Raw genomic sequence first — 26,762 nt, 5'->3', positions numbered from 1 at the left:
CCTTCCCGGTCGGCTCAGCGCGGTGGCTTCAACACGCCTTCAGCGCGACCGGACGCGAAGCAGTTCGCTGAGCCGGTCGCCGATCACGGACACCCCGGGGCGCGGCTCGTTCTCGTAGTACCAGGGCTTGCGTCGGCGCAGGAGCGCATTCCCGTGCTCGCTCCAGGTGAAGCCAGGCTGCCGCAGGAGTCCGCGGAAAACCGCGTCGGCCGTCTCCGGGAATGCCGCGGTCAGCCGGCGGATCGGCAGTGGAGTGATCGACTCCTCGCGCAGGTAGGTGCGAAGCAGGTCTTGGTGCCGTTTGCGGCCGGTAAGGGCGGGGTTCGCGAAGAGGTCCCGCAGCATCCCGTAGTCGGCGTAGAAGTTGAGCCCGTCGACCTGGTCGTAGACGACGCCGACGGTGTCCGAGTCCGCCAGTTCGGGCGGCAGTGCGAAGGCAGGCCGGTTCGGGACGAGGCGCCGCTCGCCCCGAGCCGCGCCGGGACGTTGCCCGGCCGCGATCTCCTGCCGGTGGAGGTAGTAGGCATTGATACGGTCCTCGGCCTCCTCCGGCGTGAGGATCAGTTCGTCGCTGCCGCAGAACTCGGCGAACGCGGCCCGGTCCTCACGCATCGAGCGCCATCCTTGCTCGATCTTCTCCGGATTACGGAAGACGAGGTCGGGTCGGCCGGTGGCCAGATCGAGTGCCGCACGGGCGATCTCCGAAGCGGCGGTCCGGGGGTAGGAGGACATCACGCCGGAGACGAGCCATGCGCCGGGTACGTTCGCCAGGGAGACCAGTCGGGCGCCGAGGAAGCCTCCCTTCGCGACTCTGCGGAAGGCCGACCGCCCGGCGTTGGTGTACGTCCGGTACTCCAGGTCGTCCAGCAGGTTGAGCAGGAGCAGGCAGTCGCCGTCCTTGCCCCGCACCTCGAAAAGCCCTTCTACCGGGTCGCGCCACGCCAGGACCGTCCGCCGGTCGGCTTCGGTCAGAGCCGTCTGCCGGGTGACGAAGCGGTCGACGACCGTCTCGCCGTCGGGCGGCGGTACTGCAGCAGGAAGTGGTCGATGACGTTGATCGCGGTCGTCTCGTCCAACGAGCCCTCACGGCAGCCGGCCTCCGCCAGGAGCGGGGTGAGGAATCGTGCGAAGGCGCGGCTCTCCCCGAACGCGACCAGCGCTTCCTTCAGTTCGGCGCTGCGCCGCAGGGCGTGTGCGAGATCTGGAACGGTGTCCACGTCGCGCTTCATCACTCGTCCGGGTTCGCTTTCCTCAACAGCCGGCCCAGCGCCGATACGCCTCGACCCAGTGAGCCCCGTCCGGAGGCGGCACCGGCAGGGGCAGTTCCAGCAAGCCGATGTCCTGCCGGAACCCCTCCCGCGTACAACGAGCGACCACCCGGGAGTCGTTCGTGAGGTGGACCTCGACCACGGTCACCTCGACGCCCAGGACGAGCTCGCCGTACGGGCCTCGGTGTCATTGGAGACGTTCGCCGATTTTCCGCACGTCTCCGCACCTGGCCTGCCGGACTACTGGGAAGACAGCTACCTGCCCTTCTACACCCGAAGGGGCCGGCCGATCGAGCGCGGCAGGACTGTTGTGACCGGCGCCGACGATCTGATCACCATGGTCGGCATGGGCGAGGTCGTCCACGGCTTCCCCAGCCACGTAACCCGGTACTGGGGTATGCCGAACATCTGGTGGCTCCCCGTCCTCGACATGCCGCCCTTGGCATTCGCCCGGTGTGGCGAACCGATGCCGAAACCGACCTCGTCCGCGCACTCGCCGCTACCGTTCGCGATCTCGGCGTGCTGAGGTTCTCACCTGCCTTACCGACACGACCGCGACGCGCAGCGGCGGGCGGGAAGCCGTGCGGGCCACGGCCGTGGGAGCTGTTCCTGGTGAACGACGAACACGTCACCACGAGTCAGGCGCCGGAAACTCGACCCCGGATCGAGCGCGTGGGGTCGGCAGCATGCGACTGAGCACCGTGATCCTGCCGATCTACCGCTGGCACGAGCAGGGGCGGGAGGTGTGGCAGCGGGCCGAGGCTCTCGGCCTTCACGCCGCCTACACCTACGACCACCTGTCGTGGCGGACCTTCAGGGACGGGCCGTGGTTCGGGGCCATCCCCACGCTCACAGCGGCGGCGGCCGCGACCGAGCGGATCCGGCTCGGGACGCTGGTGACCTCGGTCAAGCCGCGTTCACGCATCACGGGCTGACCTGCGGTTCTGCGGCTCAGAGGCCGATGAGCCCGATCCGCTTGCCGCACAGGCGGCCCATGCCGTCGATGTCCGACGTCAGGAGGACCACGGGCCCGGCCTGCCGCAGGGCCGCTTCCGCGACGGTCGCGTCGATGGCGTACTTGTGACCGTGCAGGCCAGCCGTCTTGAGCAGCCGCGCCGCTTCCTTGGCGGTCTGCTCTGTGACCGGCTCCACCTTGACCCGGGACAGTGTCCACTGGAGCCGCGGCATGTCCACGCGGGAATGGCTGACCTCCACGATGGTGTTCGCGCTGATGATCAGATCCGCGCCCATCTCGTGAAACACCTTCAGCAGGCCCAGAACCTTCCGGTCCTGGGCGACCCAGGCCGACAGGCCCTCACTGTCCAGAACAACAGATTCGATGTGCTGACTCACGCGGCGCTCGCGCCGCCCTCAGTCCCCGTCGCACCCGCGATACGCGCTCGGGCCTCGGCCAGCTCCTCTTCGCCGAAGGATCCGTGCTCGTCCTCGTAGCTCCGCAGGTCGACCCCGAGCAGTTGGTGCCTGATCTGACGGGCGACTGCCTCGGCCACATAGCCGGAGACGTTGTCCGTGAGCTTCTTCAGCTCTGCCACCTGCTCGGTCGGCAGCGTGACCGTGATCCGGGTCGTGTCAGCCATACGGCGAGCATACCGCAGTATGCACGCGGTATCTTTCCTCTTCGGCCACCGGGCGCGCGGTAAGTCCGAGCGCCGGACCGTATCGTCGGCCCTACTTATGGCTGGCGGCAGGTGAAAAATCTCCGCCGCCCGGTAGCTCTCGGCACCCCGGGCTCACGGGCACGGCAGATTGGCCCGTGTCACTCGTGCCTCTGCACACAAAGACCGCGGCCAGGCCATCGTTCAGGTGTACGGTCCCTGCACATGATCACGGCGGAGACCTGGAGGTAGTGGGTGGCTGCGGTTCTGGTGGTGCTGGCGGAGGCTCGACCGTTCGGCAGGGCCGGGAAGCTCGGTGTCGTCATCGACGGGCACAAGGTCGGTCCGGTCCGGCAAGGGGAGACGGCGGAATTCACGGTTGAGCCGGGTCCGCACACCGTGCGGGTCACCGGCGGGGGGAACAGGTCGAACACGGTCGACATCACCGTGACCGACGGTGAGAAGTACCGGATCGTCAGTTCCAGCACAGGGCTCTTCATGGCAGCGGCGATGGTGCCCCTGTTGGCACTGATCCTTTGGGCGTTCCCCGGGTTGGTCTTCCGCTTGCGGATCCATGATCCACGTCCGGTACAAGCGCCGGCCCCCGAGGACCGTGCGAGCGAGGGCGACATGGGCGGCCCGACCGGTCCGTGGTGGGAATCCGACCCCGTTCTGGCCAAGCGCTACGGCAAAAGCACCAAGTGACCGGCCGGCCTCCCCTTCCCGCGGCGTCCGCCGCGGTCCTGCAGGGGCGGCATAGGGTCGTCCCCATGCGTCTGAGCACTGTGATCCTGCCGATCTACCGCACGGGCTGACCTGCGGGTGCTCCTTTGAGAACCGCCCCTGCGCGTGCGAATGTCAGATCGGCTCGATTGCGATGCGCGGATGGCAGAGCCGCCGCAGGTCGTCCACGTCGCTGGTCACGACTGTCACATCGCCGTGTTCCGCGTGTGCGGTGGCCGCCAGCATCGCGTCGATGGCGTACTTGTGACCATGAAGTCCCTCGGCGGCCAGAAGCTTGGTCGCGGAGCGGGCCGTCTCTTCCGTGATCGGTCGCACCTTGGTGAGGGAGACCGCGAAGTCGAACGCCGCCTGGACGACCTTGGGATCGCGCGCCTCGACCAGCGTTGCAGCACTGGTCACGATCAGCAGGTCGAGGCTGCGAGCCACGTCCAGCCAGACCGTCATGTGGCGGTGCCGCCTCGACAGCTTGCATAGGGCCTCGCTGTCCAGAACGAGCGTGCCGCTCACGCAGCGTCCGCCGGCGTGGCCTCACCGCGGTGAGCCGCGTGATGCGCCCGGATTCTCTCCACCCGCGCCGCCACCTCGGCCTGGTCGACGGGACCGTGCTCAGCTTCGTACTCCGCGATGTGGTCGTCCACGGCCTCACGCTGAAGCTGGCGCTGTACGGCTTCCTCGATGTACGAGGACACACCCTGCTTGCCCGCGCGCGAGCGAATCGCCTCCAGCGTCTCCGCGCGCAGGGAGACGCTGGTGACCCGGGTCTTGCCGGAGCGGGGGGTATCCATGGCCCCCAGTGTAGTACATAGTGTGTGAACTCGGGCGACTCTCTGTCGCCGGGTCGGTCAACACGGATGGGCCCCCACCTACGGAGCGATTACCGTGCCATTCCACTTTTCCTTCACCGGCCCTTCGCCGGAGGCCGTCGCGTGTGCGCGCGGTGCTCACGTGGACATCTTGAGGACGGGAAGGACTACTACATCCTGGCCTTGGTGGCATGCGGTGTTCTGGACGGGACAGACGCCGCCTTCCGCATCGGCGGCTTCGGCCGGGACGACTGGGTGTTCGACGTCGGCTACGACATGTCGGCCTTTGTGGAGGAGTTGCCGCGCCTGATCAACGCTTTGCGTTCGGGCCGGGAGGTGGAGCTGGATCTCTACTCGCAGGGGGTTGAGCGCACTTTGACCTTCAGCCCCGACGGCGATCGGGTGCTCATCAAATGCGTCTCGCGTACTTCTTGGGTGCCGCAGCCGGAGGTCGAGGTTTGCGATGCCAGTGATCTGCTGGGCATGTGCGTGCGGCTTGCCCACGATTTCGCAGGTGCCGTAGGCGCGGTCGCCCCCGCCATCGCCCGACTGGAGCCGTTCGACCGTTGGCGGCGCGGGAAGGTCTGACGGGCGGCCCGTATCGTCGTCCTCATGCGTCTGAGCACTGTGATTCTGCCGATCCACCGCTGGCACGAGCAGGGGCGGGAGGTGTGGCAGCGGGCAGAAGCTCTCGGGTTCCATGCCGCCTACACCTACGACCACCTGTCGTGGCGGACGTTCCGGGACCGGACGTGGTTCGGGGCGGTGCCGACGCTGACCGCCGCCGCGGCCGTCACCGATACCGTTCGTTTGGGAACCCTCGTGACCTCGCCGAACTTCCGGCATCCCGTCACGCTCGCCAAGGACCTGATGACGCTCGACGACGTCTCCGGCGGGCGGGTCGTGCTGGGCATCGGGGCGGGTGGCACCGGCTTCGACGCGACCGTGCTCGGGCAGGAGCCGTGGACGGCGCGCGAGCGGGCGGACCGGTTCGGGGAGTTCGTGGCGCTGCTGGACCGGCTGCTGACGCAGGGCGCGGTCACCGAGCGCGGCACGTACTACGCGGCCGAGGAGGCGCGGAATATCCCCGGGTGCGTGCAGCAGCCGAGGCTGCCCTTCGCCGTCGCGGCGACCGGGCCGCGCGGGCTCGCCCTGGCGGCGCGGTACGGGCAGGCCTGGGTGACCACCGGGGACCCGGCGCTTTTCGAGGCCGGGACGCCGACGCAGTCGCGGGCGGCGATCCGCCGGCAGATCGAGCGGCTGGGCGAGGCGTGCGCGGCGGTGGGCCGGGATCCGGAAGAGCTGGAGCGGATCCTGCTCACGGGATTCACGCCGGACAGGAACACCCCCCTGGAGTCGGTGGACGCCTTCGTGGACTTCGCCGGGCAGCACGCCGAGCTGGGCATCACCGAGATCGTGCTGCACCACCCGATCCCGGATTCGGACTTCGCCGTCGACCCGAAGGTCTTCGAGCGCATCGCGACGGAGGGCCTGGCGCAGCTGGCCGGCTGAGCGCGCGATTCATCGGCGACGCCAAAGAAGGCCATTACTATCCTCTAGGTACCTACTATCTCCACGATGTTAGCTTCATCGGGTCAACGGGACATCGGACCTGGGAGTGATCATGATCGTGGTGACCGGAGCAACCGGAAACGTCGGACAGCAGGTCGTCAGCGCGCTCGCTGCGGCAGGCGGCGACGAGGTCGTCGCGGTGTCGCGGCGAGCGACGGCGACAGGGGCGGCAACCCCCGGCGTCACCCACCGGCAGGGCGACCTGGCAGCGCCGGACAGCCTCCGCCCCGCCTTCGACGGGGCCGACGCGCTCTTCCTGCTGGTCGCCGGCGACGACCCGCACGCCGTGCTGGACGCGGCGAAGGCCGGCGGCGTACGCCGCGTGGTGCTGCTGTCCTCGCAGGGCGCGGGGACCCGGCCGCAGGCGTACGCGCACGCGGCCGGCTTCGAGGCGGCCGTACGGGACTCGGGCCTGGACTGGACGGTGCTGCGGCCGGGTGGTTTCGCGTCCAACGCCTTTGCCTGGGCCGAGACGGTACGCACCCGGCGGACGGTCTTCGCGCCGTTCGGCGAGGTGGCGCTGCCCGCCATCGACCCGGCCGACGTCGCGCAGGTCGCGGCCGCCGTCCTGCGCGAGGACGGCCACGTCGGGCGTACGTACGAACTCACCGGGCCCGCCGCCCTGTCCCCGCGCGAGCGGGCACGGGCGATCGGTGCCGCCCTGGGTGAGCCGGTGGAATTCGTCGAGCAGAGCAGGGCCGAGGCCAGGGAGCAGATGCTGGGCTTCATGCCGGAGCCCGTCGCGGACGCCACCCTCGGCATCCTCGGCGAGCCGCTGCCGGCCGAGCAGGCGGTGACCCCCGACGTCGAGCGCGTGCTGGGGCGGCCCGCCGGCACCTTCGCGGCCTGGGCGGCCAGGCACGCCGCCGCCTTCGCGTAAGACGCCCGGCGGAGTGCCCCGCACGGAGCGCCGGCGCGCGAAGCACCCCCAGGAGCCGCCCCGCCCCCACCGCGTTCGGGTAGCGGGAGTGCCGGGCGGCGGGGAGGGTGGTCTATCGGGGGCGTGGCCACCCGGTCGTCCGGCCGGGGTGGCGGCACATTCCGCACCGGGGCCCCCGCGGCACCCCGGACCACCGATGGAGGCGCCAGATGCCCGAAGTCACCGGCCCCTACGAGCCCGGCACACCGTGCTGGATCGACCTGATGGTGCCCGACCAGCAAGCCGGGCTGGACTTCTACCGTGACCTGTTCGGCTGGCAGGGCGAGGTAGGTCCGGAGGAATACGGCGGCTATTCGGTCTGTACGCAGAAGGGCAAGCCGGTCGCGGGCCTGATGAAGGCCATGGCGATGGACGACCAGCCCGCCCCGCCGACCGCCTGGACCACCTACTTCTCGGTGGCCGACGCGGACGCGACCGAGGCCGCGGTCAAGGCCAACGGCGGCACGGTGATCATGCCGACCACCGACGTGATGACCCTGGGGCGGATGTTCGTCGCCGTCGACCCGTACGGTGCCGTCTTCGGGGCGTGGCAGCCGCGGGACTTCAAGGGTGCCGAGATCGTCAACGAGCACGGAGCGCTGGTCTGGAACCAGCTGCACAGCCCCGACCCCGACGGCGCCGGCGACTTCTACTCCGCGGTCCTCGGCCTGACCGCGGGCCCGATGCCGGAGATGCCGGAATTCACCGGCTTCCAGGTCAAGGGCCACACCGTCGGCGGCGTCATGGGCATGGACAACCTGCCCGACGGCACCCCGCCGCACTGGATGGTCAACTTCGCGGTGGACGACACCGACAGCATCGTCGACGCGGTCGTGCGGGCCGGCGGGTCGGTGCTCACGCCGCCGTTCGACATGGAGAAGATCGGCCGGATGGCCGTCGTCCAGGACCCGCAGGGCGGCGTCTTCTCCGTCGTGGCGATGGAGGGCGGGAGCTGACCGCAGCCGGGGTACGTACGCGACGGCGTACGTGCGGCCCGGCCGGTCAGTTGCGCCGGGCCGCGACGATCCGCTCGATCACCCGCGCCACCCCGTCGTCCTCGTTCGCCGCCGTCCGGTGGGTGGTCGCGGCCAGGACGGCGGGGTGCGCGTTGGCGACGGCGTAGGACGTACCGGCCCAGCCGAGCATCGCCAGGTCGTTGGGCATGTCGCCGAAGGCGACCACCTCGGCCGCCGTGACCCCGCGTTCCGCGCAGCAGCGCGCCAGCGTGGTGGCCTTGCTGACGCCCTTGCCGCTGACCTCCAGCAGGGCGGTCTCACTCGACCGGGTGATCTCACCGTGCCCGCCCGCTACCGCGAGTGCCGTCGCCAGGAAGTCGTCGGGATCCATCGACGGGTGCTTGGCCAGCAGTTTCAGCACCGGTTGCGTGCGGTCCTCGGCCAGCAGGACGTCGACGGGCGCCGGCGGTCCGGCGTCGGGCTCGACGGCTCCGTACGCGGGCTCGCGCCGGAAGCTCCCGGGGCGCTCGATCGCGAAACTTGTGCCGGGCAGCTCGGCGCGCAGTGCGTGCGCGACCGCGAGCGCATCGTCCCCGGGCAGCGGAAAGGCCTCGATCAGCCGGTGCGCACGCAGGTCGTAGACCGCGGCACCGTTGGCGACGATCGCCATTCCGTGTCCTGCGAGGTGTTCGGCGACCACGCCCATCCACCGTGCGGGACGCCCGGTGACGAAGAAGACCTCGATACCGGCCGCTTCTGCGGCGGCCAGCGCGGCGATCGTACGCGGCGACACGGAGCGGTCGTTGCGCAGCAACGTTCCGTCCAGGTCGGTGGCGATCAGCCGCGGTGAGGTGACGGCGAAGTCGTCGTGTGTATGAGGCTGCGGGTGCTCGTCGGGCGAAGGGGAGGGCCCGCCGGGGGCACCGATGGCTGAGGTCACCTACCCATCCTCCCGTATCCGCCGCGCTTGCCCGCACAAAAGTGCGGACTTGTGCTCAGCCGAGCCGGATGGTGCGGGGTTGTGACGACCTCGGGGTGACGGTCGGGGTGGTACTCGGGGTGACCTTCCGGGTGACGCGCTGGTTGTCGCGGGTCGTGTTGAGGGGTCACATTGAGGGTCACATTGCGGGCCACGTTGAGGGTCGTCTTACGGGTCCGCCTTGCTGATCGCGTTGCGGGTCACGTTCTGGGACGGTCGTCGCCGCCGCGGAAAGGCGCCGTGGTGACGCGGTGGCGTACGCCGACCTGTGCTGCTCGGGTCGTACGACCTGCGGTGCCCGGGTCGGACGGGCGGTGGAGCGCGGAAAGCCCTGCGGCGGTCAGCCGCACAGCGCGCGGTCGCGGCGGCGGCCGGCGCGGCCGGCGGTGGCGGCCTGCTCGGCGGCGCCGGCGGTGGCGGCCGCCACGGCCGCCACGTCACCGAGGCCGTCGGCCGGTACGGCGATGCTGCGGGAGCTGGGTGACGTGCCGTGCGCCTCGGCCCTGATCCGCTGCTTCATCGTCGGCGGCAGCGAACGCCCGCGCTCCGACGACCGCGGTGCGGGCAGCACCACCCGGCTGGCCGAATGCGCCGGTGCGGCATGTCCCCGCGCGGGATCACCGCCCCTCGGCGCGGCGCCCGCGAACGACCGAGTGGCGACGGCCTGCGCCGGTACGGTGGCGTGGCCCGCCGCGGGCCGGGGCGCGGCGCCCTTCATACGGGCCGGGGTCGCGAAGCCCAGCGCGGCGATGCACTTGATGAGCACGTTCAGGAAAGCGCCCCAGAACGCGATGACACGGGGAGTGGTAGCTGCCATGACCTCTCTCGTTTCCTTATCGGTCGAAGTGACTAATCCGATGATGAGGAAGCGAGCACGGATTGTCCGGAACCGCACCCCGAGTCCGGGGATTTTCAGACCAACGCCACCCGTCCGGCGCAATGCGGGCCTCGCGGCGCCTCGTGCGGGTAGCGCTGGCAGGCGCGGGGAGCAGGCGGTATAAGCAGGTCAGAGACTGAGGCTCGCCAGTCCGGTCTGCAGATCGTCCATGGTCATGACCGGCCGCACATCGACCTTTGCACCGGCGTGGAAGAAGGGTTCGAGGACCGGCGGCATCTGGGAACTGTCCTTCATCTCGAAAACCATGTAGCAGCACCGATCACCCGCCGAGGTGGTGAAGTAGGCGCACTCCGGGCGTAGTTCCTCGGTCATTTCCTGCACCATCTTCGACATGGTGCCGTCACTGACGGCCTGGTTCGCAGCCGCGGTGTCCAGTCGCGCGGTGAGCAGCATCCGCATGGGTCTCATCCTCTCCGCAGCGTGGCCGGCGCTCTACGCCCTGCGCACGCACGGAAGACCCCGGTCGCGCCTCGGTTCCCAGCCTCCTCCCGGCCCCGTCAGGCCGCAACCGGGTGCTGCGTCCCGACCTCGTCGGCGATCCGCTCGCGCTCCAGCGTGCGGCGGAAGGGGCCGTCGGCGGTCGCCAGCTCGCGGTAAGTGCCGCGTTGGACGACCCGGCCCGCGTCGAGTACGACGATCTCGTCGACGGCGTCGCCCGCGAGCCCGGCCAGCCGGTGCGTGATCAGCAGCGTCGTACGGTCGCGGCCGCGGGTGGCGGCCAGCAGGTCGGCGGTCAGGGCGTCGGCGGTGGCGATGTCCAGGTGCTCGGCGGGCTCGTCCAGGATCAGTACGGGGAAGCCGGCCAGCAGCGCGCGGGCCAGCGCGAGCCGCTGCCGCATGCCGCCGGACAGCCGGGCACCGTGCTCGCCGACGGCGAGATCCAGGTCGAGGTCGAGCCGGGCGGCGGCGAGAGCGGCACGCAGATCGTCGTCGCCGGCATCGGGACGGGCGAGCCGCAGGTTCTCCCTGACGCTGCTGTCGAAGACATGCGCGTCCTGCGCGCACAGGCCGACCAGCCGGCGTACGTCGTCACCGTCGCACTCGTCCGCGGGCCGCCCTCCCAGGGTGTACGTACCGGACTCGGCGTCCAGGAAGCGCAGCAGTACGTGCGCCAGCGTCGTCTTGCCCGCACCCGACGGGCCGACGACCGCGATCCGGCGACCCTGGGTGAGGGTGAGGCCAACGCCGTCGAGCGCCGGGGAGGTCCGTCCGGGGTGGCGGGCGGTCAGATCGCTCACCACCAGGGGGAAGGGGGAGGCGGGCGGCGCCGCCGGGTGGGCGGGCTCGTTCACGGGCAGCGGCGCGTCGAGCACGTCGTTCACCCGCTCCGCTGCGCGGCGGCTGCGTTGCCGCTGCTGCGCGGCGAGCGGCAGGCCGTTGACCGCTTCGAAGGCGGCGAGCGGCGCGAGCAGCAGCACCGCGAGCGCCACGCCCGGCAGGTCGTGCGCGGCCACCGCCCGCACCCCTGCCCAGCCGCACGCCGTCACGGTGAGACCGCCGACCAGCGTGGTCAGCCCGGTTCCCAGCGCGGTGACCGTGGCGGACCTGGCGGCGACCGCGGTGAGCGTACGGTCGGCGTCCGCGGCTTCGTCCCGCCGGCGGTCCAGCGCGCCGGCCACTGTCAGCTCGGCGGTGCCGGTGAAGAGGGCCAGCACCCTGGCCGACAGCTCACCGCGGGCCGGGGCGAGCCGCGCTTCGGTACGGCGTGCGACGGCCGCGGCCAGCAGCGGCACGGCGACCCCGGCGACCAGGAGCCCGGTCCCGAGGGCGATCCCCGCGGCCGGCAGCAGCCATCCGGCGAAGGCCGCCGACACCAGCACCACGAGCCCCGCGGTGATCGCGGGCTGCAGCCACCGCAGGTAGTGGTCCTGGACCGCGTCCACATCCGCGACCAGCCGGGACAACAGGTCACCGCGCTGCCGTTCGCGCAGGCCGGCGGGTGCCAGGCGTTCGAGGCGCCGGTAGACCGCTACCCGCACGCCGGCCAGCGCGCGGAAGACCGCGTCGTGTGCGACCAGCCGCTCCCCGTAGCGGAAAACGGCCCGCCCGATGCCGAAGGCCCGGGTCGCGGTGACCGCCACCATCAGATACAGCACCGGCGGCTGCTGCGAGGCCCGGCTGATCAGCCACCCCGAGGTCGCCATCAGCCCGACGGCGGACAGCAGCGCCAGCGCGCCCAGCCCGCAGGCCGCGGCGAAGCGCCCGCGGAAGCCGCGTATTCGCCCCGTCGCGAGCAGCCCGCGCACGCCACCGGTGCCGGCGGACCGGTCCGGCGCGGGCGCGGGGTCCGGTTCTGGCAGCCGCCCAGGCGCGGGTGAGCCGCCGTGCGAAGGCGCGGCCGGTGCGGGGGAGTCGTCCGGCGCGGGCGCCTCCTCCGTTGTGCGCGCCGCGGGCGTGAGGGCGAGCAAATGATCGGCGAGCGGCAGCAGCGCGGGGCGGTGGGCGACCAGGACCGTCGTCCGGCCCCGGCACAGCTTCCGCAGGGTCGCGATGAGCGCCCCCTCGGTGTCGCCGTCGAGGTTGGCGGTCGGCTCGTCCAGCAGCAGCAGTGGCCGGTCGGCGAGGAAGGCGCGGGCCAGCGCGATGCGCTGCCGCTGGCCCGCGGACAGCCCCGCGCCGTCCTCGCCGATGACGTCGTCGGGAGCGGCGAAGCCCAGCGCGCCGGCGTCGGCCAGAGCGGCGTGCAGGTCGGCGTCGGAGGCGTCGGGCCTGGCCAGCCGGACGTTGTCGGCGATCGTGCCCGGGAAGAGGTGCGGGTGCTGGGGCACCCAGGCGATCTGGCGGTGCCAGGACGCCTGGTCGAGGTTTCCGAGGTCGAGGCCGTCGACCAGGATGCGTCCCCGCGCGGGTGGCGCGAAGCCGAGCAGCGCGCTGAGCAGCGTGGTCTTGCCGACCCCGCTCGGGCCTGTCACCGCCAGCGTCTCGCCGGGCGCGAGGGTGAAGGAGGTCGGTGCCAGCGCACCCTCGGTCCGTACCGCGAGGCCCTCGACCCGGACCGTTGCGGTCCGCAGATCGGGTGCGGGGGTGCCGCCCGGCGCCCTGGCGGGCTCGGTCTCCAGCACCTCGAAGACCTGCTCGGCGGCGGCCAGCCCTTCCGCGGCCGCGTGGTACTGCGCCCCGACCTGCCGCAGCGGCAAGTAGGCCTCGGGGGCCAGGACCAGCACCAGCAACCCGGTGCGCAGCGACAGCTCGCCGTGCACCAGCCGCATGCCGATGTCGACGGCGACCAGGGCGACCGAGATGGTGGCCAGCAGTTCCAGCACGAAGGACGACAGGAAGGCGATCCGCAGCGTCTTGAGCGTGGCCTTGCGGTAGTCGCCGGTGATGGCCCGGATGTTGTCGGCCTGCGCCTTGGCCCGCCCGAAGACCTTGAGTGTCGGCAGGCCGGCGACCACGTCGAGGAAGTGCCCGGACAGCCGGCCGAGCAGCCGCCACTGCCGGTCCATCCGGTCCCTGGTCGCCCAGCCGACCAGCACCATGAACAGCGGGATCAGCGGCAGGGTGAGCACGATGGTGAGTGCCGATATCCAGTCGGCGAGAAGGATGCGGGCCAGCACGACCGCGGGAACGACGGCGGCGAGCCCCAGTTGCGGCAGGTAGCGCGCGAAGTAGTCGTCCAGCGCGTCGATGCCGCGAGTCGCGAGGGTGGTGAGTTCACCGCTGCGGCGGCCGGTCAGCCAGCCTGGGCCGAGCGCCGTCGCACGTATCAGCAGCCGGTTGCGCAGCTGCGAGGTGACCGCGGCCCCGGCCCGGTGCGCGCACAGCTCGGTCAGCCAGGCCACCATTGCCCGGCCCACCGAGACGGCCGCCAGTCCCAGCAGATCGCCGCCCAGGGCGCCGGTGCCGTCGCCGTGCTGGAAACCGCCGACGACCACGTCGGCGATCAGCGTCGCCTGCGCCACGATCAGACCGGCGCCCACCAGACCGAGCGCCACCGTGCCGGTCAGGAAGACCCGGGTGGTGCGCGCGTACCGGAGCAGTCGCGGATCGACGGGTTTCACGTGGAACATCCCCTTTCCCAGCCAGCGGGGTGCACACCGCGAACGAGAGGAGCGCCACGACCACCGCGTGCACGTCGTACGTGTTTCACGTGGAACATCAGCGCGCGCCTTCCAGCGGACGCTCCGCCGACTGGGCTGCGGCGGCGGCGATGTGCTGCGTGCCGATCCGCTTGCGGAACACCCAGTAGGTCCACCCCTGGTAGAGGAGCACCAGCGGGGTGGCGATGGCGGCGCACCACGTCATGATCCGCAGCGTGTACGGGGTCGCCGAGGCGTTGCTGACCGTCAGGCTCCAGGCGCTGTCGAGCGATGAGGGCATGACGTCGGGGAACAGGCTCAGGAAGAACAGCGCGACGGTCGCCGCGATGGTCACCCCGGAGAAGGCGAACGACCAGCCCTCCCGCCCCGCGGCATTGGCGCCGAGCGCCAGCGCGAGGGCGAGCGCGGCCACGATCAGCGCGACCAGGCTGCGGCCGTTGCCGCTGTCCGCCTGGGTCCAGATCAGGAAGGCCAGTGCCAGCACCGCAGCGACGGCGCCGATCCTGGTGGCGGCCGCCCGTGCCCGCTCCCGGATCGGGCCGACCGTCTTCAGTGAGGCGAAGACGGCACCGTGGAAGGTGAACAGCGCCAGCGTCACCAGCCCGCCGAGCAGGGCGTAGCCGTGCAGCAGGTCCCAGAGACCGCCCACATATTCCTTGTGGGCGTCGATCTTCACGCCGTGCACCATGTCGGCGAAGGCGACGCCCCACAGGAAGGCCGGCAGCAGCGAGGTCCAGAAGATCGCGTGCTCCCAGTTGCGCTGCCAGCGCTCGTCGTCCCGCTTGGCGCGGTATTCGAAGGCGACCCCGCGCACGATCAGGCAGACCAGGATCACCAGCAGCGGCAGGTAGAAGCCGGAGAAGAGGGTGGCGTACCAGTCGGGGAAGGCTGCGAAGGTCGCTCCACCCGCGGTGAGCAGCCAGACCTCGTTGCCATCCCAGACCGGGCCGATGGTGTTGATCAGCACGCGCCGCTCGGCGCGGTCGCGGGCCAGCAGCTTGGTCAGGACACCGATCCCGAAGTCGAAGCCCTCCAGGAAGAAGTACCCGGTCCACAGAACGGCGATCAGGACGAACCAGACGTCGTGCAGATGCATGATCTCTCCTCCTGCCGCTCAGTACGAGAAGGCCATCGGGCGGTCGTCGGCGTCCGCGCCGCCGTTTCCGCCGCCGATACGGGTGGGGGGCTGACGGTCCGCGTCGGTCAGTTCCGGCGGGCCCGCCTTGGCGTACTTCAGCATCAGCCGGATCTCGACGACGGCGAGGACGGCGTAGAGGCCGGTGAAGACGATCAGCGAGGTCAGCACCTCGCCGGTGGACACCCCGGGGGAGACGGCGTCGCGGGTGCGCAGCACGCCGTAGACGACCCAGGGCTGGCGGCCGGTCTCGGTGAAGATCCAGCCCCAGGAGTTGGCGATCAGCGGGAAGACCATCGTCAGCAGGGCCAGCCGCCAGTACCAGCGGGACAGTGCGGGGCCGAAGCGGGTGCTTCTGGTGAGCATCAGGTTCGGCACCTCGTCCTCACCGGTCCGGTGCTCGGGCGCCACCCACAACCTGCGCCGGGTGAGCCACAGTCCGGCCGCGCCGACTCCGATCGAGACCACGCCGAAGCCGATCATCCAGCGGAAGCCCCAGTATTCGACCGGGATGTTCGGCCGGTAGTCGCCGGGCCCGAACTTCTGCTGCTCGGCCTTGTTCACGTCGTTGATGCCGCCGACGTAGGAGGTGAAGTTGTCGGTGGCGAGGAAGGACAGCAGGTTGGGGACGTCGATCGCGACCTCGTTGTGGCCCTTGCTGACGTCACCGACGGCGAAGATCGAGAAGGGTGCGCCCTTCTGCCCGTCCCACAGCGCCTCGGCCGCGGCCATCTTCATCGGCTGCTGCTTGAACATCACCTTGCCGAGCGTGTCGCCGCTGATCGCGGTGAGCGTACCGGCCACCACCGCGACCACCAGGGCCAGCCGCAGCGAGGAGCGCATCACCGCGATGTGCCGCTGGCGCGCCAGGTGGTAGGCGGCGATGCCGATCATGAAGGCGGCGCCGGTCAGGAAGGCCGCCGACATGGTGTGGAAGAACTGCGCGAGCGCGGTGTTCTGCGTCAGCACCGCCCAGAAATCCGTGAGTTCCGCCCGCTTGGTCTTCGGGTTGTAGCGGTAGCCGACCGGGTGCTGCATCCAGGAGTTGGCCGCCAGGATGAAGTACGCGGACAGGATCGTCCCGATCGAGACCATCCATATGCAGGCCAGATGGATCCTCTTGGGCAGCTTGTCCCAGCCGAAGATCCACAGCCCGACGAAGGTCGACTCGAAGAAGAAGGCGATCAGCGCCTCGAAGGCGAGCGGGGCGCCGAAGACGTCGCCCACGAAGCGCGAGTAGTCGGACCAGTTCATGCCGAACTGGAACTCCTGGACGATGCCCGTCACCACGCCCATGGCGATGTTGATCAGGAAGAGTTTGCCCCAGAACTTGGTGGCTCTGAGGTACTTGTCCTTGGAGGTACGCACCCAGGCGGTCTGCAAGCCCGCGGTGAGCGCGGAGAGCGAGATCGTCAGGGGGACGAAGAGGAAGTGGTAGACGGTCGTCACGCCGAACTGCCACCTGGCGACGTTCAGTGGCTCCAGTGCGAGCTGCACGATACGTCTCCTTTGCATCGCGCTTGTGAACGTGAACTCATTCACAAGCAGTATCACGCACATGCGTTCGCCCCCTGCCACCGGGGGGTGGTCAGGGGGCGAAAGTGCAGGTCAGCAGGTCCGTGCAGGGCTCTCCTGAGCGGGGCGGATCAGAGCTCCTTGCGGAAGGCCTCGGCCGTCCGCAGCAGCAGGTCGTTCGCGGCCGTCTCGCCGACGGTGATCCGCACTCCCTCGCCCGCGAAGGGCCGGACCGTCGTCCCCGCCCGCTCGCACGCGGCCGCGAAGGCGTCCGTGTGCTCCCCGAGCCGCAGCCAGACGAAGTTGGCCTGGGTCTCCGGCACCGTCCAGCCCTGGGCGGTCAGCCCCTCGAAGACCCGGGTCCGCTCGGCGACCAGGCCCGCGACCCGCTCCAGCAGCGCCGGCTCGGCCCGCAGGCTCGCCACCGCGGCGTCCTGGGCGAGCTGGCTCACCCCGAAGGGCACCGCGGTCTTGCGCAGCGCCTCCGCCACCGGCTGGTGCGCGATGGCGAAACCGATGCGCAGCCCCGCCAGGCCGTACGCCTTGGAGAAGGTCCGCAGCACGGCCACATTGGGCCGCTCCCGGTAGAGGTCCGTACCGTCGGGCACGTCGGGGTCGGTGATGAACTCGCGGTAGGCCTCGTCGAGCACCACCAGCACGTCACCCGGCACCCGGTCGAGGAACCGCTCCAGCTCCGCCCTGCGCACCACGGTGCCCGTGGGGTTGTTGGGGTTGCAGACGAAGATCAGCCGGGTCCGGTCGGTGACCGCGTCGGCCATCGCGTCCAGGTCGTGCCGCTCGGCCGCGTCCAGCGGCACCTGCACCGGCCGGGCGCCGCTGATCCGGGTGATGATCGGATAGGCCTCAAAAGACCGCCAGGCGTAGACGACCTCGTCGCCGGGACCCGAGGTCGCCTGCAGCAACTGCTGCGCCACCCCCACCGACCCCGTCCCGGTCGCCACATGCTCGGCCGGCACCCCGAAGCGCGCCGCCAGCTCGCCGGTGAGCGCGGAGCAGGCGAGGTCCGGATAACGATTGAAGGACGCCGCGGCGGCGGCGGTCGCCTCCAGGACACCGGGCAGCGGCGGGTACGGGTTCTCGTTCGAGGACAGCTTGAAGGCCGGCACACCCTCCGCGGCCGCCGGCGGTCGACCCGGCTTGTAGGTGGGGATACCGTCCAGTTCCGCGCGCAGTTTGGGGGTCTCGGGGCTCATGGCCACACCCTACGAGGACCGCGCCGACCTGGGGAGTGCGGTGCACCACACCCGTCGGGGACGCTCCTGGACGCCGCGCCGGGCCCCCGCCGAGGGGTGGCGCCGGGCGGCCGCTTCGCGCCACCCCCGGCCGGGCACGCGTTCTTGCGCCAGGGCCGTGCGCGACCCCATGCTCCGGTGGCGCGCGGGGTGGCGCGCATCCCCCGTAGGAGTGAGTTGCCGCGAGAGCTTCTGCTGGGCCAATGGCCTATGGATGGCCACGCTCGCGCCCGTATCGCCTCAACTCCCGGTCTGCCGCCTGCATATTCCACATGGCATAAGGAATTCGATCATGCAGAAACCTTCCTTCTGAGGGTCCGACGGGATGGCGGCCGAGCGGACCAAGGCCGCCCTACTATCGGCACGCCATGACAGCAGCAGGGAATCACCAGGCGAGCCGGCCCGTCGGACGCCGGCTGGAGCGAGCGGGGATCAGGGATGTCGCCGCTGCCGCCGGCGTCTCGATCACGACTGTCTCCGACGCGCTCAACGGCAAGGGCCGACTGCCCGACGCCACCCGACGCCATGTCCGTGAGGTCGCCGACCGGCTGGGCTACCGCCCCTCCGCCGCCGCCCGCACACTGCGCACCGGCAGGTCGGGCCTGATCGGCCTGACGGTGACGACATACGGCGAAGAACCGTTCACCTTCACCGAATTCGCGTACTTCGCGGAGATGGCACGAGCCGCCACCTCCGCCGCGCTTGCCCGCGGCTACGCCCTGGTCATCCTGCCCGCCTCCTCGCGGCACGACGTGTGGGGCAACGTGGCGCTGGACGGCACGGTCGTCGTCGACCCCTCCGACCAGGACCCGGTGGTCACCGAACTCGTCCGGCAGGGCGTGCCGGTGGTCAGCGACGGCCGCCCAGCCGGCAGCCTGCCCGTGCACGCCTGGGTCGACAACGACCACGAGGAGGCCGTGCTCGGCATCCTCGACCATCTCGCGGCCGCCGGCGCCCGCCGGATCGGCCTACTCACCGGCACCAGCACCGACACGTACACCCGGCTGTCGACCACCGCGTATCTCGAATGGTGCGAACGCATCGGCCAGGAACCGGTCTACGAGGCCTATCCGGCGCACGACCCGTGCGCCGGCGCCGTCGCCGCGGACCGCTTACTCGCCCGCCCGGACCGCCCCGACGCCGTCTACGGGCTCTTCGACCCCAACGGTACCGACCTGCTCGCCGCCGCCCGCCGCTACGGTCTGCGGGTGCCCGACGACCTGCTGCTGGTCTGCTGCAGCGAGAGCACCGGCTACGCCGCCACGGAGCCGCCGATCACCACCCTGTCGCTGAAACCGCGCCGGATCGGCACCGCCGTGGTGCAGCTGCTCATCGACGCCATCGAGGGCGTGGGACCGGCCCACCCCGTGCAGCAGGTGATGCCGACCGAGCTGATCATCCGTACATCCTCGCAGCGCCGCCCGCACCGCACCACCGTCAGCCCGCCGCGCACCTCCGCCCGGGGGGAGGGTTAGAAACGACGTCCGGACGGAGCCGCCTGGCGGTGCCGTCCTTCGTCAAGGCTTCGTATCCTGCGGTGACTACGGGGTGTTTTGTCTGCACCCTGCGAAATCCAACTGCCCGGGTATGTCACAACGCGACAGCGTCATTCCTATGATGGGCGGATGGCGGCGCGATCGTGGAGGGGTCGATGACTCAGGGGGCAGGTCAGGGGTCCGAGCCCGGGACCGCGGAGAGCTGGCGTCCCGAGGCGGCTTTTGAGCGCGCGGCAGGTTACGAGCACGCGTTGGGCGTCCCACCCGTGCCCGCATATGAGCAGCCCGCAGACGAGCAGCCGGCGTACCGGCAGCCAGTGGATGCCGCCTACGAGCACGCGCACCAGGCGGCCGGCGGCTACGGCCGCGAACACGAGCCCGCTGCGGACTACGGCCGCGAGCACCAGCCCGTCACGGTCTACGGCCACGGGCAGGAGAGCGCGGCCGTCGGTTACCCGGCGCCCGCGCCGGTTTTCGACGGCGCCCCGGCCTTCGACAGCGCGCCGCCCGCGCCCGCGCACGCCCCCACGGTGCCCGCGCCGCCCCGGCCGTACGAGCCGACCGAGCACGACACGCCGCTGGTCCCCGCCGAGTACAGCCCCACCGCCCGCGACCTGCCGGTGCTCGGCGAGCCCTCGGAGACGGCCGGAGAACGGCCCGAGCGCCCCGGGCCGCTCTACGTCGTCGGCGATGTGCACGGCTATCTCGACGAGTTGCTGGCCGCGCTCCGCGAACGCGGGCTCGTGGACGGCGAGGGCCACTGGTCGGCGGGCAGTGCCCGGCTGTGGTTCCTCGGCGACTTCACCGACCGCGGCCCCGACGGCATCGGTGTGATCGAACTGGTCATGCAGCTGTCCGCGGAGGCGGCCGCGGCCGGCGGATACTGCCGCGCCCTGATGGGCAACCACGAACTGCTGCTGCTCGGCGCCCACCGCTTCGGCGACACCCCCGTCAACTCCGCGGGCGGCACCGCCTCCTTCCTCGCCGCCTGGCGGCTCAACGGCGGCCAGCCCTCCGACATGGACCGGCTGGAGGACCGGCATCTGACCTGGATCTCCCGGCTGGACGCTGCCCACCTCACCGACGGCCACCTCCTGGTCCACTCCGACACCACCGCGTATCTGGACTACGGCAGCAGCATCGAGGAGATGAACGACGCGATCACCGGCGTCCTGCAACGCAACGACGCCGACGAGTGCTGGGACCTCTTCCGCAAGCTCACCAAACGATTCGCCTTCCGCGGCGACGACGGCCCGGACGCCGCCCGCGAGATCCTCGGCGTCTACGGCGGCCAGCGGGTGGTGCACGGGCACAGCCCGATCCCCTACCTGCTCGGCGAGGCCGGCGGCGAAGTGCCGCAGGACGGCGAGGAACGCGGGCACGCGGTGAGCGGTCCGATGATCTACGCGGACAGCCTCGCCGTGGCAATGGACGGCGGCGTCACCATGGAAGGGCGCCTGCTGGTTGCCCAACTCCCGCTGATTGGCTAGCCTCCACATTTCCTGGTTGCACCCTGTCACGGTCTGACCTCCCCGCTCTACCATCGCTTTATCCGTAGGCACACCGCTCTCCGCGCATCCGGCCGGCCGAGCCCGTTCCGTTGACGGAACACCGGCCTCGCTCGGGGAGTCGGAGCATCGGGGGACGCACATGACCACCGCCCCACACCTGCTCAACGAAGACCGCCCCGATTTCGAGCACGTACTGGACGAGGCCCTGCGCATCGTCCTGGACGACGAGGGCCCGCAAGGCCCGGGACTGCCGGACGGCGCCGCAGGCGGCGGCCTGCCGCTGAATGCCGAGCAGTTGCGCACGCTTGCGCTGGCCGCCGCCGAGCGGATCAGCGCGCAGGCCGCCGCGGAGTACGACGCCTACCGCACGCTGCGCGCCGAGACGCGCGAGGCGGTGCGCGAGGCGGCACGGTCCAGGGACAGCCGGGCCTTCGGCTACGCCGCCATGGGCGTCGCGGACGGCGCCGGATCGGGAGCCGGCCTCGCCGCCGTCATCGCCGTCCTGACGCCGCTGCTCGCCGGAGCCGCGGCGCTGATCTTTCTGCTCATCGGCTACTCCATGGCCGCGGTGCACCCGCAGCCCGCGATCGCCTCGCCGCTGCGCACGGCGGGCTGGTTCTTCGCCGCGGTCGCCGCCGCGGCGATCCTGCTCGGCGGGATCGGGTTGCTGCTGACCGCGCTGCGGGACGGCTCCGGTGCCATCCACGACTCGCCCGACGGGATGCCCCCGGAGGTGCTGCGGGCCCGTGAGGCGTGGCATCAGGCGCTGCTGGAACGCGGTCTGCTGCCCTTCCTCGAGGACGCGCTGAGCGACACCGCGGCCCCCGCCGCGCCGGCCCAGGCGCCCTCCGCCCCGCGGATGCCGCGGCTGGGCTATTCGCGCCCGGACTTCTCCTCGCCCCAGGACCCGCGGCCGACCGCGCCGCGTTTCAGCAGCCCTGACTTCAGCAGCCCCGATTTCGGCAGCCCGGACTTCGGCGGCCCCGACCACGCACCCGAATGACGTCGCAGGGGGTGAGGTGGCGGCGGTGACGCCGCACAGGTGGCGCCGCGCCCCCGGTTGGCCGACCCCGGTCGCGCCCGGCGCGTGACGTTGTTTGACTCATCCCGTACCTGGTCAGACGGGAGAAGCCCATGCGCGTCCGCCGTACGCTCGCCGCCCTGTGCACGATCGTCCCGCTGGTGTGGGCGGCCACCGGCTGCTCGGACACCTCGGCGGGCCGGATCACCGCCACCCGCGGCCTGACCTTCGCCCAGACCATCAGCAACCCGATCCACGGCAGATGCCACGCCTTCGCCCCGCGCGGGGTCGACCGGGTCACCAACCAGCTCGGCAGCGACATCGTCCTGCACAAGGGCCCGCGCTGCACCGACCCGGTCGGCCGCCCCAGTTCCTACCTGTCGTCGACCTTCTCCGCCAGCGCGGTCGTCTCGCTCGGGCGGTGGCGGAGCTTCTCCATGGTGGGCTGGTCATCGCCGGTCTCCCCCAACTGACGCCCGCCCCCTGACGCCCGCTCAGCGGAACGGTCGCGCTGCCCGGAAAAGCCGCTGAAGGTTTCCCCGGGCAGCGGCAATGCGCGGGCCTCAGTCCGCCAGCGGCAGGTAGACGCGGTTGCCCGCGGCGGCGAACTCCCGGGACTTCTCCAGCATGCCCGCCTCGATGTCGGCGTCCGACGACGGCGCGGCCAGGTCGGGGGCGAACCGTTCGGTGATGCTCCTGCTGATCTTCATCGAGCAGAATTTCGGGCCGCACATCGAGCAGAAGTGCGCGGTCTTCGCCGGTTCCGCCGGCAGCGTCTCGTCGTGGAAGGCGCGGGCGGTGTCCGGGTCGAGGGCCAGGTTGAACTGGTCCTCCCAGCGGAATTCGAAGCGGGCGTCGGACAGGGCGTCGTCCCAGGCCTGGGCGCCGGGATGGCCCTTGGCGAGGTCGGCGGCGTGGGCGGCGATCTTGTAGGTGATCACGCCGGTCTTGACGTCGTCGCGGTCGGGCAGGCCGAGGTGTTCCTTGGGGGTGACGTAGCAGAGCATCGCCGTGCCCCACCAGGCGATCATCGCGGCACCGATGCCGGAGGTGATGTGGTCGTAGGCCGGGGCGATGTCGGTGGTCAGCGGGCCGAGGGTGTAGAAGGGCGCCTCCTCGCAGATCTCCTGCTGGAGGTCGATGTTCTCCTTGATCTTGTGCATCGGGACGTGTCCCGGGCCTTCGATCATGGTCTGCACGTGGTGCCGCTTGGCGATGGTGTTCAGCTCGCCGAGGGTGCGCAGCTCGGCGAACTGCGCCTCGTCGTTGGCGTCGGCGATGGACCCGGGCCGCAGGCCGTCGCCGAGCGAGTAGGTGACGTCGTAGGCGGCGAGGATGTCGCACAGCTCGGCGAAATTCTCGTAGAGGAAGTTCTCCTTGTGGTGGGCCAGGCACCACGCGGCCATGATCGAGCCGCCGCGGGAGACGATGCCGGTCTTGCGGCGGGCGGTGAGCGGCACGTAGCGCAGCAGGACGCCGGCGTGCACGGTCATGTAGTCGACGCCCTGTTCCGCCTGCTCGATGACGGTGTCCCGGTAGATGTCCCAGGTCAGTTCCTCGGCGCGGCCGTCGACCTTCTCCAGAGCCTGGTAGAGCGGGACGGTGCCGATGGGGACGGGGGAGTTGCGCAGCACCCACTCGCGGGTGGTGTGGATGTTGCGCCCGGTGGACAGGTCCATGACCGTGTCGGCGCCCCAGCGGGTGGCCCAGGTCATCTTCTCCACCTCCTCCTCGATGGAGGAGGTGACCGCGGAGTTGCCGATGTTCGCGTTGACCTTCACCAGGAACCGCTTGCCGATGATCATCGGCTCGCTCTCCGGGTGGTTGACGTTCGCCGGCAGCACGGCCCGCCCGGCGGCGATCTCGTCGCGTACGGTCTGCGGCGGGACGTCCTCGCGCAGGGCGACGTATTCCATTTCCGGGGTGGTCTCGCCGCGCCTGGCGTAGGCGAGCTGGGTGGCCGGCTGCCCGTCGCGGGCCCGCCGGGGGAGCCGCGGGCGGCCGGGGAAGACGGCGTCCAGATTGCGCAGGCCCCCGCGGGGGACGGTGTGCTTGATGCCGTCGTCCTCGGGGCGGACCGGACGGCCCACGTACTCCTCGGTGTCGCCGCGGCCGATGATCCAGTTCTCCCGGACCGGGGCGAGGCCCCGCCGGACGTCGGTCTGCACCGACGGGTCGGTGTAGGGGCCCGATGTGTCGTACAGCGTCACATCGCGCCCGTTGGTGAGGTGCACCTGCCGGACCGGAACCGCCACATCCGGCCGTGACCCGGTGAGATACGCCTTGTGCCAGCCGATTTCGCGCGTGCTTGCGTCCTGCGTGGTCATGAGACCTACTCCCTACGCCGGCATTACCCGGTAACAGGTTCGGCGGTCGGCGCAGCTGTCGCGTCGGCGTGATTCCGCGTCCGCTTTCAGCGCCCTCTCAGCCCGGTGCTCCGAGCTCCCGCGTTTGCAAAGTGGCGCCAACGTTAGCGGCTGGGTACACACAGGCACCAGGGGCCCTGCGGCGATCGGCCCGCGGACCCCCCGGACAGCAGTCGCCGCCGGTGGCGGTGGCCACCGGCGGCGAGGGAGGTGTACGAGCGGGGAAGTGCGGCGGCACTCACCAATCGCGCTTCGACGACTTCGAGGAGGACCCGCCGGACGTGACACGCTTCACGACCAGGACCAGCGCCCCGACCAGAATCACGAACACGACCACCTTGAACAGCAGGCCGATCACGAAGCTCACCAGGGCCGCGATCAGGGAACCGAAGACCACCAGCGCGATCACCGGGACGGCGACCCACTTGACCCACCACGGCAGGCCCCTCAGCAGCTTGTCCATGACGCCTTGACTCTCCTTCGTCCCCGCACCCGGGTCGGTCCGGCGGTTCTTCCGCCGATACTTCGACTGTAGGGCCACTTCTGCCCCGTGTGGGGGCCGAGGACGCCGGATACGACCCTGATCGCACCCCTAGGGCTCCGGCGGGGAGAAGACCACCACGACCCTGAGGTCCTCGGTGATGTGGTGGAAGCGGTGCGCGGTGCCGGCCGGCACGTAGACCACGCTGCCGCGCGCGACGGTCGTCGTCTCCTCACCCACGGTGATCGCGGCCCGGCCGCTGACCACCAGGTAGACCTCGTCCTGGCCGTGCGGCTGCTGCGGGTCGTTCTCGCCCGCCTTGAGCGCGTACAGCCCGGCCGACATGGTGCGTTCCTTGAGAAAGCGCAGGTAAGCGCCCTGGTTCGCAGCACGTTCCGCGTCCAGGTCGTCCAACCGGAACACCTTCATCGCCACTCCTCCGCTGCGGTCGGGCTACGGTTCTGCTCGGTCTCTTGTTCTGCTGATCAGGTCTGCGACGATCACACCATGAAGAATTTCATCGTCAAAACGCTGGCGAACGCCGGGGCCCTCGGCGTCGCCACCTGGGTGATCAAGGACATCACCCTCACCGGCGACTCCACGTCCCGCAAGGTACTGAGCCTGATATTGGTCGCGCTGGTCTTCGGCGTCGTGAACTGGCTGGTCAAGCCGATCGTCAAGGTGCTGTCCTTCCCGCTGTTCATCCTCACCCTGGGGCTGATCACGCTGGTGGTGAACGCCCTGATGCTGCTCCTGACGTCGTGGCTGGCGGGCAAGCTGAACCTGGACTTCCACGTGCACGGCTTCTGGACCGCGGTGGTCGGCGGTCTGATCGTCAGCGTCGTGTCCTGGGCGCTGCACGTCGTCCTGCCGGACGACGAGTGACCGGCGGACAGGGGGGCACGGAATTCTTCGGGGGCCCGGAGAGCGGCAGGCAGCACGGCGGTGCGGCGGACGGCGGCCCCGGCGACAGTACGCGCAGCGTGCACGCGGGCCGGCCGCCGGCGACGGCGTACGAGCCGTCGCTGCCAGGACCGGTCTTCGTCTCGCACTACCACCTGCCAGGTGAGGCGACCGGGCCCTACGTCTACGGCCGGGACGACAACCCGACGTGGGAGCGCCTGGAGCAGGCGATCTCGGAGCTGGAGGCGCCGGGCGACCCCGAGGTCGGCACCGCGGTCTTCGCCTCGGGCATGGCGGCCGTCGCCGCCGTGCTGCTGTCGCAGGTGAAGGCCGGGCAGACGGTCCTGCTGCCGTCGGACAGCTACCAGACGACGCGCGCGCTGCGCGAGCGCCTGGAGTCGTACGGCGTGACCGTGCGGCTCGCGCCGACCGCGGGCGACGCGCAGCTGGCGGCAATGGAGGGCGTCTCGCTGGTGTGGCTGGAGACGCCGTCGAATCCCGGGCTCGACGTGTGCGACATCCGGCGCCTGGCGGACGCGGCCCACGCCGCGGGCGCGCTGGTCGCCGTCGACAACACCCTCGCCACGCCGCTGGGCCAGCGGCCGCTCTCGCTTGGCGCGGACTTCTCGGTCGCCAGCGGCACCAAGGCGCTCAGCGGCCACGGCGACCTGCTGCTCGGCTACGTCAGCACCAGGGACGCGGAACTGGCCGCCGGCGTGCGCTACTGGCGCAAGACGGTCGGCGCGATTCCCGGGCCCATGGAGGCCTGGCTCGCGCACCGGTCGATCGCGACCTTCGCCCTGCGCGTGGACCGGCAGGCGACCAATGCCGTGGCTCTTGCCACGGCATTGCTCAAACGCCCCGAAGTGAGTGATCTGCGGCACCCGGGGCTGCCGACCGACCCCTCGCACGCGGTCGCCATCCGGCAGATGCGCCGCTTCGGCAGTGTGGTCTCTTTCACCCTGCCCGACCAGGCGCACGCCGAGCGCTTCCTGGCCGCGCTGCGCATGACGTCGGAGGCCACCAGCTTCGGCAGCATCCAGAGCACCGCCGAGCGCCGGGCCCGATGGGGCGGCGACGCCGTGCCGCCGGGCTTCGTCCGCTTCTCCGTGGGCATCGAGGACCCGGACGACATCGTGGCCGACGTGCTGGACGCGCTGGACGCGGCGGCGACGCGGTGACGGCCGCGGACGGGTTACGGACACGGGCCGGGCGTGCGCGCTCACAGACGGCGCACAGCCCGGCCGAACGCTTCGATTGACGGCCGCGGGCACGTTTGCCCCCGT

The 26,762-nt window shown here is 70.9% G+C and carries 28 protein-coding genes and 1 pseudogene; 13 read left to right on the top strand and 16 right to left on the bottom strand.

The genetic code is table 11. The features are described from left to right. Positions 1–39: 39 nt before the first annotated feature. Positions 40–909 (bottom strand): hypothetical protein, encoded by an 870-nt coding sequence (locus BUE44_RS11010; RefSeq protein ID WP_235002030.1) that lies wholly within the window; start codon positions 907–909, stop codon positions 40–42. A 59-nt stretch (positions 910–968) separates the two neighbouring features. Next, complete coding sequence (locus BUE44_RS38425; RefSeq protein ID WP_235002028.1) at positions 969–1,217, bottom strand: hypothetical protein; 249 nt, start codon at positions 1,215–1,217, stop codon at positions 969–971. 178 nt (positions 1,218–1,395) lie between these two features. Between BUE44_RS38425 and BUE44_RS11000 the strand changes: the two genes are divergently transcribed. Both BUE44_RS11000 and BUE44_RS10995 read left to right on the top strand, forming a co-directional pair. After that, entirely contained in the window at positions 1,396–1,794 is a 399-nt protein-coding gene (locus tag BUE44_RS11000; RefSeq protein ID WP_073496661.1) for a hypothetical protein, read from the top strand. Between the two features lie 160 nt (positions 1,795–1,954). Continuing rightward, positions 1,955–2,197, top strand: a pseudogene (locus BUE44_RS10995) (LLM class flavin-dependent oxidoreductase); the annotation flags it as partial. A 22-nt stretch (positions 2,198–2,219) separates the two neighbouring features. Here BUE44_RS10995 and BUE44_RS10990 read toward each other — a convergent pair. Both BUE44_RS10990 and BUE44_RS10985 read right to left on the bottom strand, forming a co-directional pair. Next, the gene (locus BUE44_RS10990) at positions 2,220–2,621 is read right to left on the bottom strand and encodes a PIN domain-containing protein (protein ID WP_073496658.1); all 402 of its coding nucleotides are present in this window, start codon (positions 2,619–2,621) and stop codon (positions 2,220–2,222) included. Then, positions 2,618–2,866 (bottom strand): hypothetical protein, encoded by a 249-nt coding sequence (locus BUE44_RS10985; RefSeq protein WP_073496656.1) that lies wholly within the window; start codon positions 2,864–2,866, stop codon positions 2,618–2,620. Before BUE44_RS10985 ends, BUE44_RS10990 begins: the two co-directional genes overlap by 4 nt. 273 nt (positions 2,867–3,139) lie before the next feature. On the opposite strand from BUE44_RS10985, the gene BUE44_RS10980 reads away from it, so the two are divergent. Beyond that, positions 3,140–3,589 (top strand): hypothetical protein, encoded by a 450-nt coding sequence (locus BUE44_RS10980; protein ID WP_073496654.1) that lies wholly within the window; start codon positions 3,140–3,142, stop codon positions 3,587–3,589. Between the two features lie 153 nt (positions 3,590–3,742). Here BUE44_RS10980 and BUE44_RS10975 read toward each other — a convergent pair whose 3' ends face one another. Together BUE44_RS10975 and BUE44_RS10970 are read right to left on the bottom strand one after the other, a co-directional pair. Then, entirely contained in the window at positions 3,743–4,135 is a 393-nt protein-coding gene (locus BUE44_RS10975; RefSeq protein ID WP_073496652.1) for a type II toxin-antitoxin system VapC family toxin, read from the bottom strand. Beyond that, the gene (locus tag BUE44_RS10970; RefSeq protein ID WP_073496650.1) at positions 4,132–4,413 is read right to left on the bottom strand and encodes a hypothetical protein; all 282 of its coding nucleotides are present in this window, start codon (positions 4,411–4,413) and stop codon (positions 4,132–4,134) included. Before BUE44_RS10970 ends, BUE44_RS10975 begins: the two co-directional genes overlap by 4 nt. 204 nt (positions 4,414–4,617) lie before the next feature. Between BUE44_RS10970 and BUE44_RS10965 the strand changes: the two genes are divergently transcribed. The 4 genes from BUE44_RS10965 to BUE44_RS10950 all read left to right on the top strand — a co-directional run bounded on the left by BUE44_RS10965 (position 4,618) and on the right by BUE44_RS10950 (position 7,878). Further along, positions 4,618–5,019, top strand: a complete 402-nt coding sequence (locus BUE44_RS10965) for a hypothetical protein (RefSeq protein WP_143172496.1) — start codon at positions 4,618–4,620, stop codon at positions 5,017–5,019. Between the two features lie 24 nt (positions 5,020–5,043). Further along, positions 5,044–5,943, top strand: coding sequence for an LLM class flavin-dependent oxidoreductase (locus BUE44_RS10960; RefSeq protein WP_073496646.1), 900 nt, complete (start codon positions 5,044–5,046; stop codon positions 5,941–5,943). Positions 5,944–6,055: 112 nt separating this feature from the next. Continuing rightward, on the top strand, positions 6,056–6,883 hold the full coding sequence (locus tag BUE44_RS10955; protein ID WP_073496875.1) for an NAD(P)H-binding protein: 828 nt from the start codon (positions 6,056–6,058) through the stop codon (positions 6,881–6,883). 209 nt (positions 6,884–7,092) lie between these two features. After that, positions 7,093–7,878 (top strand): VOC family protein, encoded by a 786-nt coding sequence (locus tag BUE44_RS10950; protein WP_073496644.1) that lies wholly within the window; start codon positions 7,093–7,095, stop codon positions 7,876–7,878. Between the two features lie 46 nt (positions 7,879–7,924). On the opposite strand, the gene BUE44_RS10945 is transcribed toward BUE44_RS10950, so the two are convergent. The 7 genes from BUE44_RS10945 to hisC form a co-directional block, all read right to left on the bottom strand. Then, positions 7,925–8,818, bottom strand: a complete 894-nt coding sequence (locus BUE44_RS10945; protein ID WP_073496642.1) for an HAD family hydrolase — start codon at positions 8,816–8,818, stop codon at positions 7,925–7,927. A gap of 379 nt (positions 8,819–9,197) precedes the next feature. Then, positions 9,198–9,674 carry a DUF6344 domain-containing protein gene (locus tag BUE44_RS10940; protein WP_073496640.1) on the bottom strand — a complete coding sequence of 159 codons (477 nt, stop codon included), beginning with the start codon at positions 9,672–9,674 and terminating at the stop codon, positions 9,198–9,200. A 189-nt stretch (positions 9,675–9,863) separates the two neighbouring features. Continuing rightward, on the bottom strand, positions 9,864–10,154 hold the full coding sequence (locus BUE44_RS10935; RefSeq protein WP_073496638.1) for a DUF3303 family protein: 291 nt from the start codon (positions 10,152–10,154) through the stop codon (positions 9,864–9,866). A 98-nt stretch (positions 10,155–10,252) separates the two neighbouring features. Next, positions 10,253–13,756 carry a thiol reductant ABC exporter subunit CydD gene (gene cydD, locus BUE44_RS10930; protein ID WP_073496873.1) on the bottom strand — a complete coding sequence of 1,168 codons (3,504 nt, stop codon included), beginning with the start codon at positions 13,754–13,756 and terminating at the stop codon, positions 10,253–10,255. A gap of 97 nt (positions 13,757–13,853) precedes the next feature. Continuing rightward, positions 13,854–14,891 carry a cytochrome d ubiquinol oxidase subunit II gene (cydB, locus tag BUE44_RS10925; protein ID WP_073496636.1) on the bottom strand — a complete coding sequence of 346 codons (1,038 nt, stop codon included), beginning with the start codon at positions 14,889–14,891 and terminating at the stop codon, positions 13,854–13,856. An 18-nt stretch (positions 14,892–14,909) separates the two neighbouring features. Next, complete coding sequence (locus BUE44_RS10920) at positions 14,910–16,427, bottom strand: cytochrome ubiquinol oxidase subunit I (protein WP_073496634.1); 1,518 nt, start codon at positions 16,425–16,427, stop codon at positions 14,910–14,912. A 149-nt stretch (positions 16,428–16,576) separates the two neighbouring features. Then, the gene (hisC, locus tag BUE44_RS10915) at positions 16,577–17,659 is read right to left on the bottom strand and encodes a histidinol-phosphate transaminase (RefSeq protein WP_073496632.1); all 1,083 of its coding nucleotides are present in this window, start codon (positions 17,657–17,659) and stop codon (positions 16,577–16,579) included. Positions 17,660–18,066: 407 nt separating this feature from the next. Between hisC and BUE44_RS10910 the strand changes: the two genes are divergently transcribed. The 4 genes from BUE44_RS10910 (at position 18,067) to BUE44_RS10895 (ending at position 22,199) form a co-directional block, all read left to right on the top strand. Further along, entirely contained in the window at positions 18,067–19,173 is a 1,107-nt protein-coding gene (locus BUE44_RS10910) for a LacI family DNA-binding transcriptional regulator (RefSeq protein WP_073496630.1), read from the top strand. A gap of 272 nt (positions 19,174–19,445) precedes the next feature. Next, positions 19,446–20,684, top strand: coding sequence for a metallophosphoesterase (locus BUE44_RS10905; RefSeq protein WP_235002026.1), 1,239 nt, complete (start codon positions 19,446–19,448; stop codon positions 20,682–20,684). A gap of 160 nt (positions 20,685–20,844) precedes the next feature. After that, the gene (locus BUE44_RS10900) at positions 20,845–21,708 is read left to right on the top strand and encodes a hypothetical protein (protein WP_073496626.1); all 864 of its coding nucleotides are present in this window, start codon (positions 20,845–20,847) and stop codon (positions 21,706–21,708) included. Positions 21,709–21,839: 131 nt separating this feature from the next. After that, positions 21,840–22,199 carry a hypothetical protein gene (locus tag BUE44_RS10895; RefSeq protein WP_073496624.1) on the top strand — a complete coding sequence of 120 codons (360 nt, stop codon included), beginning with the start codon at positions 21,840–21,842 and terminating at the stop codon, positions 22,197–22,199. 90 nt (positions 22,200–22,289) lie between these two features. Here the strand turns inward: BUE44_RS10895 and thiC are convergent, their stop codons facing one another. From thiC to BUE44_RS10880, 3 genes are all read right to left on the bottom strand, one after another. Further along, positions 22,290–24,053 carry a phosphomethylpyrimidine synthase ThiC gene (gene thiC, locus BUE44_RS10890; RefSeq protein WP_073496622.1) on the bottom strand — a complete coding sequence of 588 codons (1,764 nt, stop codon included), beginning with the start codon at positions 24,051–24,053 and terminating at the stop codon, positions 22,290–22,292. Positions 24,054–24,330: 277 nt separating this feature from the next. Beyond that, positions 24,331–24,555, bottom strand: coding sequence for a DUF5326 family protein (locus tag BUE44_RS10885; protein WP_073496620.1), 225 nt, complete (start codon positions 24,553–24,555; stop codon positions 24,331–24,333). A 129-nt stretch (positions 24,556–24,684) separates the two neighbouring features. Beyond that, positions 24,685–25,002 (bottom strand): cupin domain-containing protein, encoded by a 318-nt coding sequence (locus BUE44_RS10880; protein ID WP_073496617.1) that lies wholly within the window; start codon positions 25,000–25,002, stop codon positions 24,685–24,687. Between the two features lie 78 nt (positions 25,003–25,080). Here BUE44_RS10880 and BUE44_RS10875 point away from each other — a divergent pair, with 78 nt between their 5' ends. Together BUE44_RS10875 and BUE44_RS10870 are read left to right on the top strand one after the other, a co-directional pair. Then, positions 25,081–25,458 (top strand): phage holin family protein, encoded by a 378-nt coding sequence (locus tag BUE44_RS10875; RefSeq protein WP_073496615.1) that lies wholly within the window; start codon positions 25,081–25,083, stop codon positions 25,456–25,458. Then, on the top strand, positions 25,455–26,657 hold the full coding sequence (locus BUE44_RS10870; protein WP_079189656.1) for a cystathionine gamma-lyase: 1,203 nt from the start codon (positions 25,455–25,457) through the stop codon (positions 26,655–26,657). The genes BUE44_RS10875 and BUE44_RS10870 overlap by 4 nt, the downstream gene beginning before the upstream one ends. The last annotated feature ends 105 nt before the right edge of the window (positions 26,658–26,762 follow it).

This window comes from Actinacidiphila paucisporea (assembly GCF_900142575.1).
GTDB lineage: Bacteria > Actinomycetota > Actinomycetes > Streptomycetales > Streptomycetaceae > Actinacidiphila > Actinacidiphila paucisporea.
The sequence above is the reverse complement of the archived record's forward strand: the minus strand, read 5'-3'. Positions and strand labels throughout refer to the sequence as shown.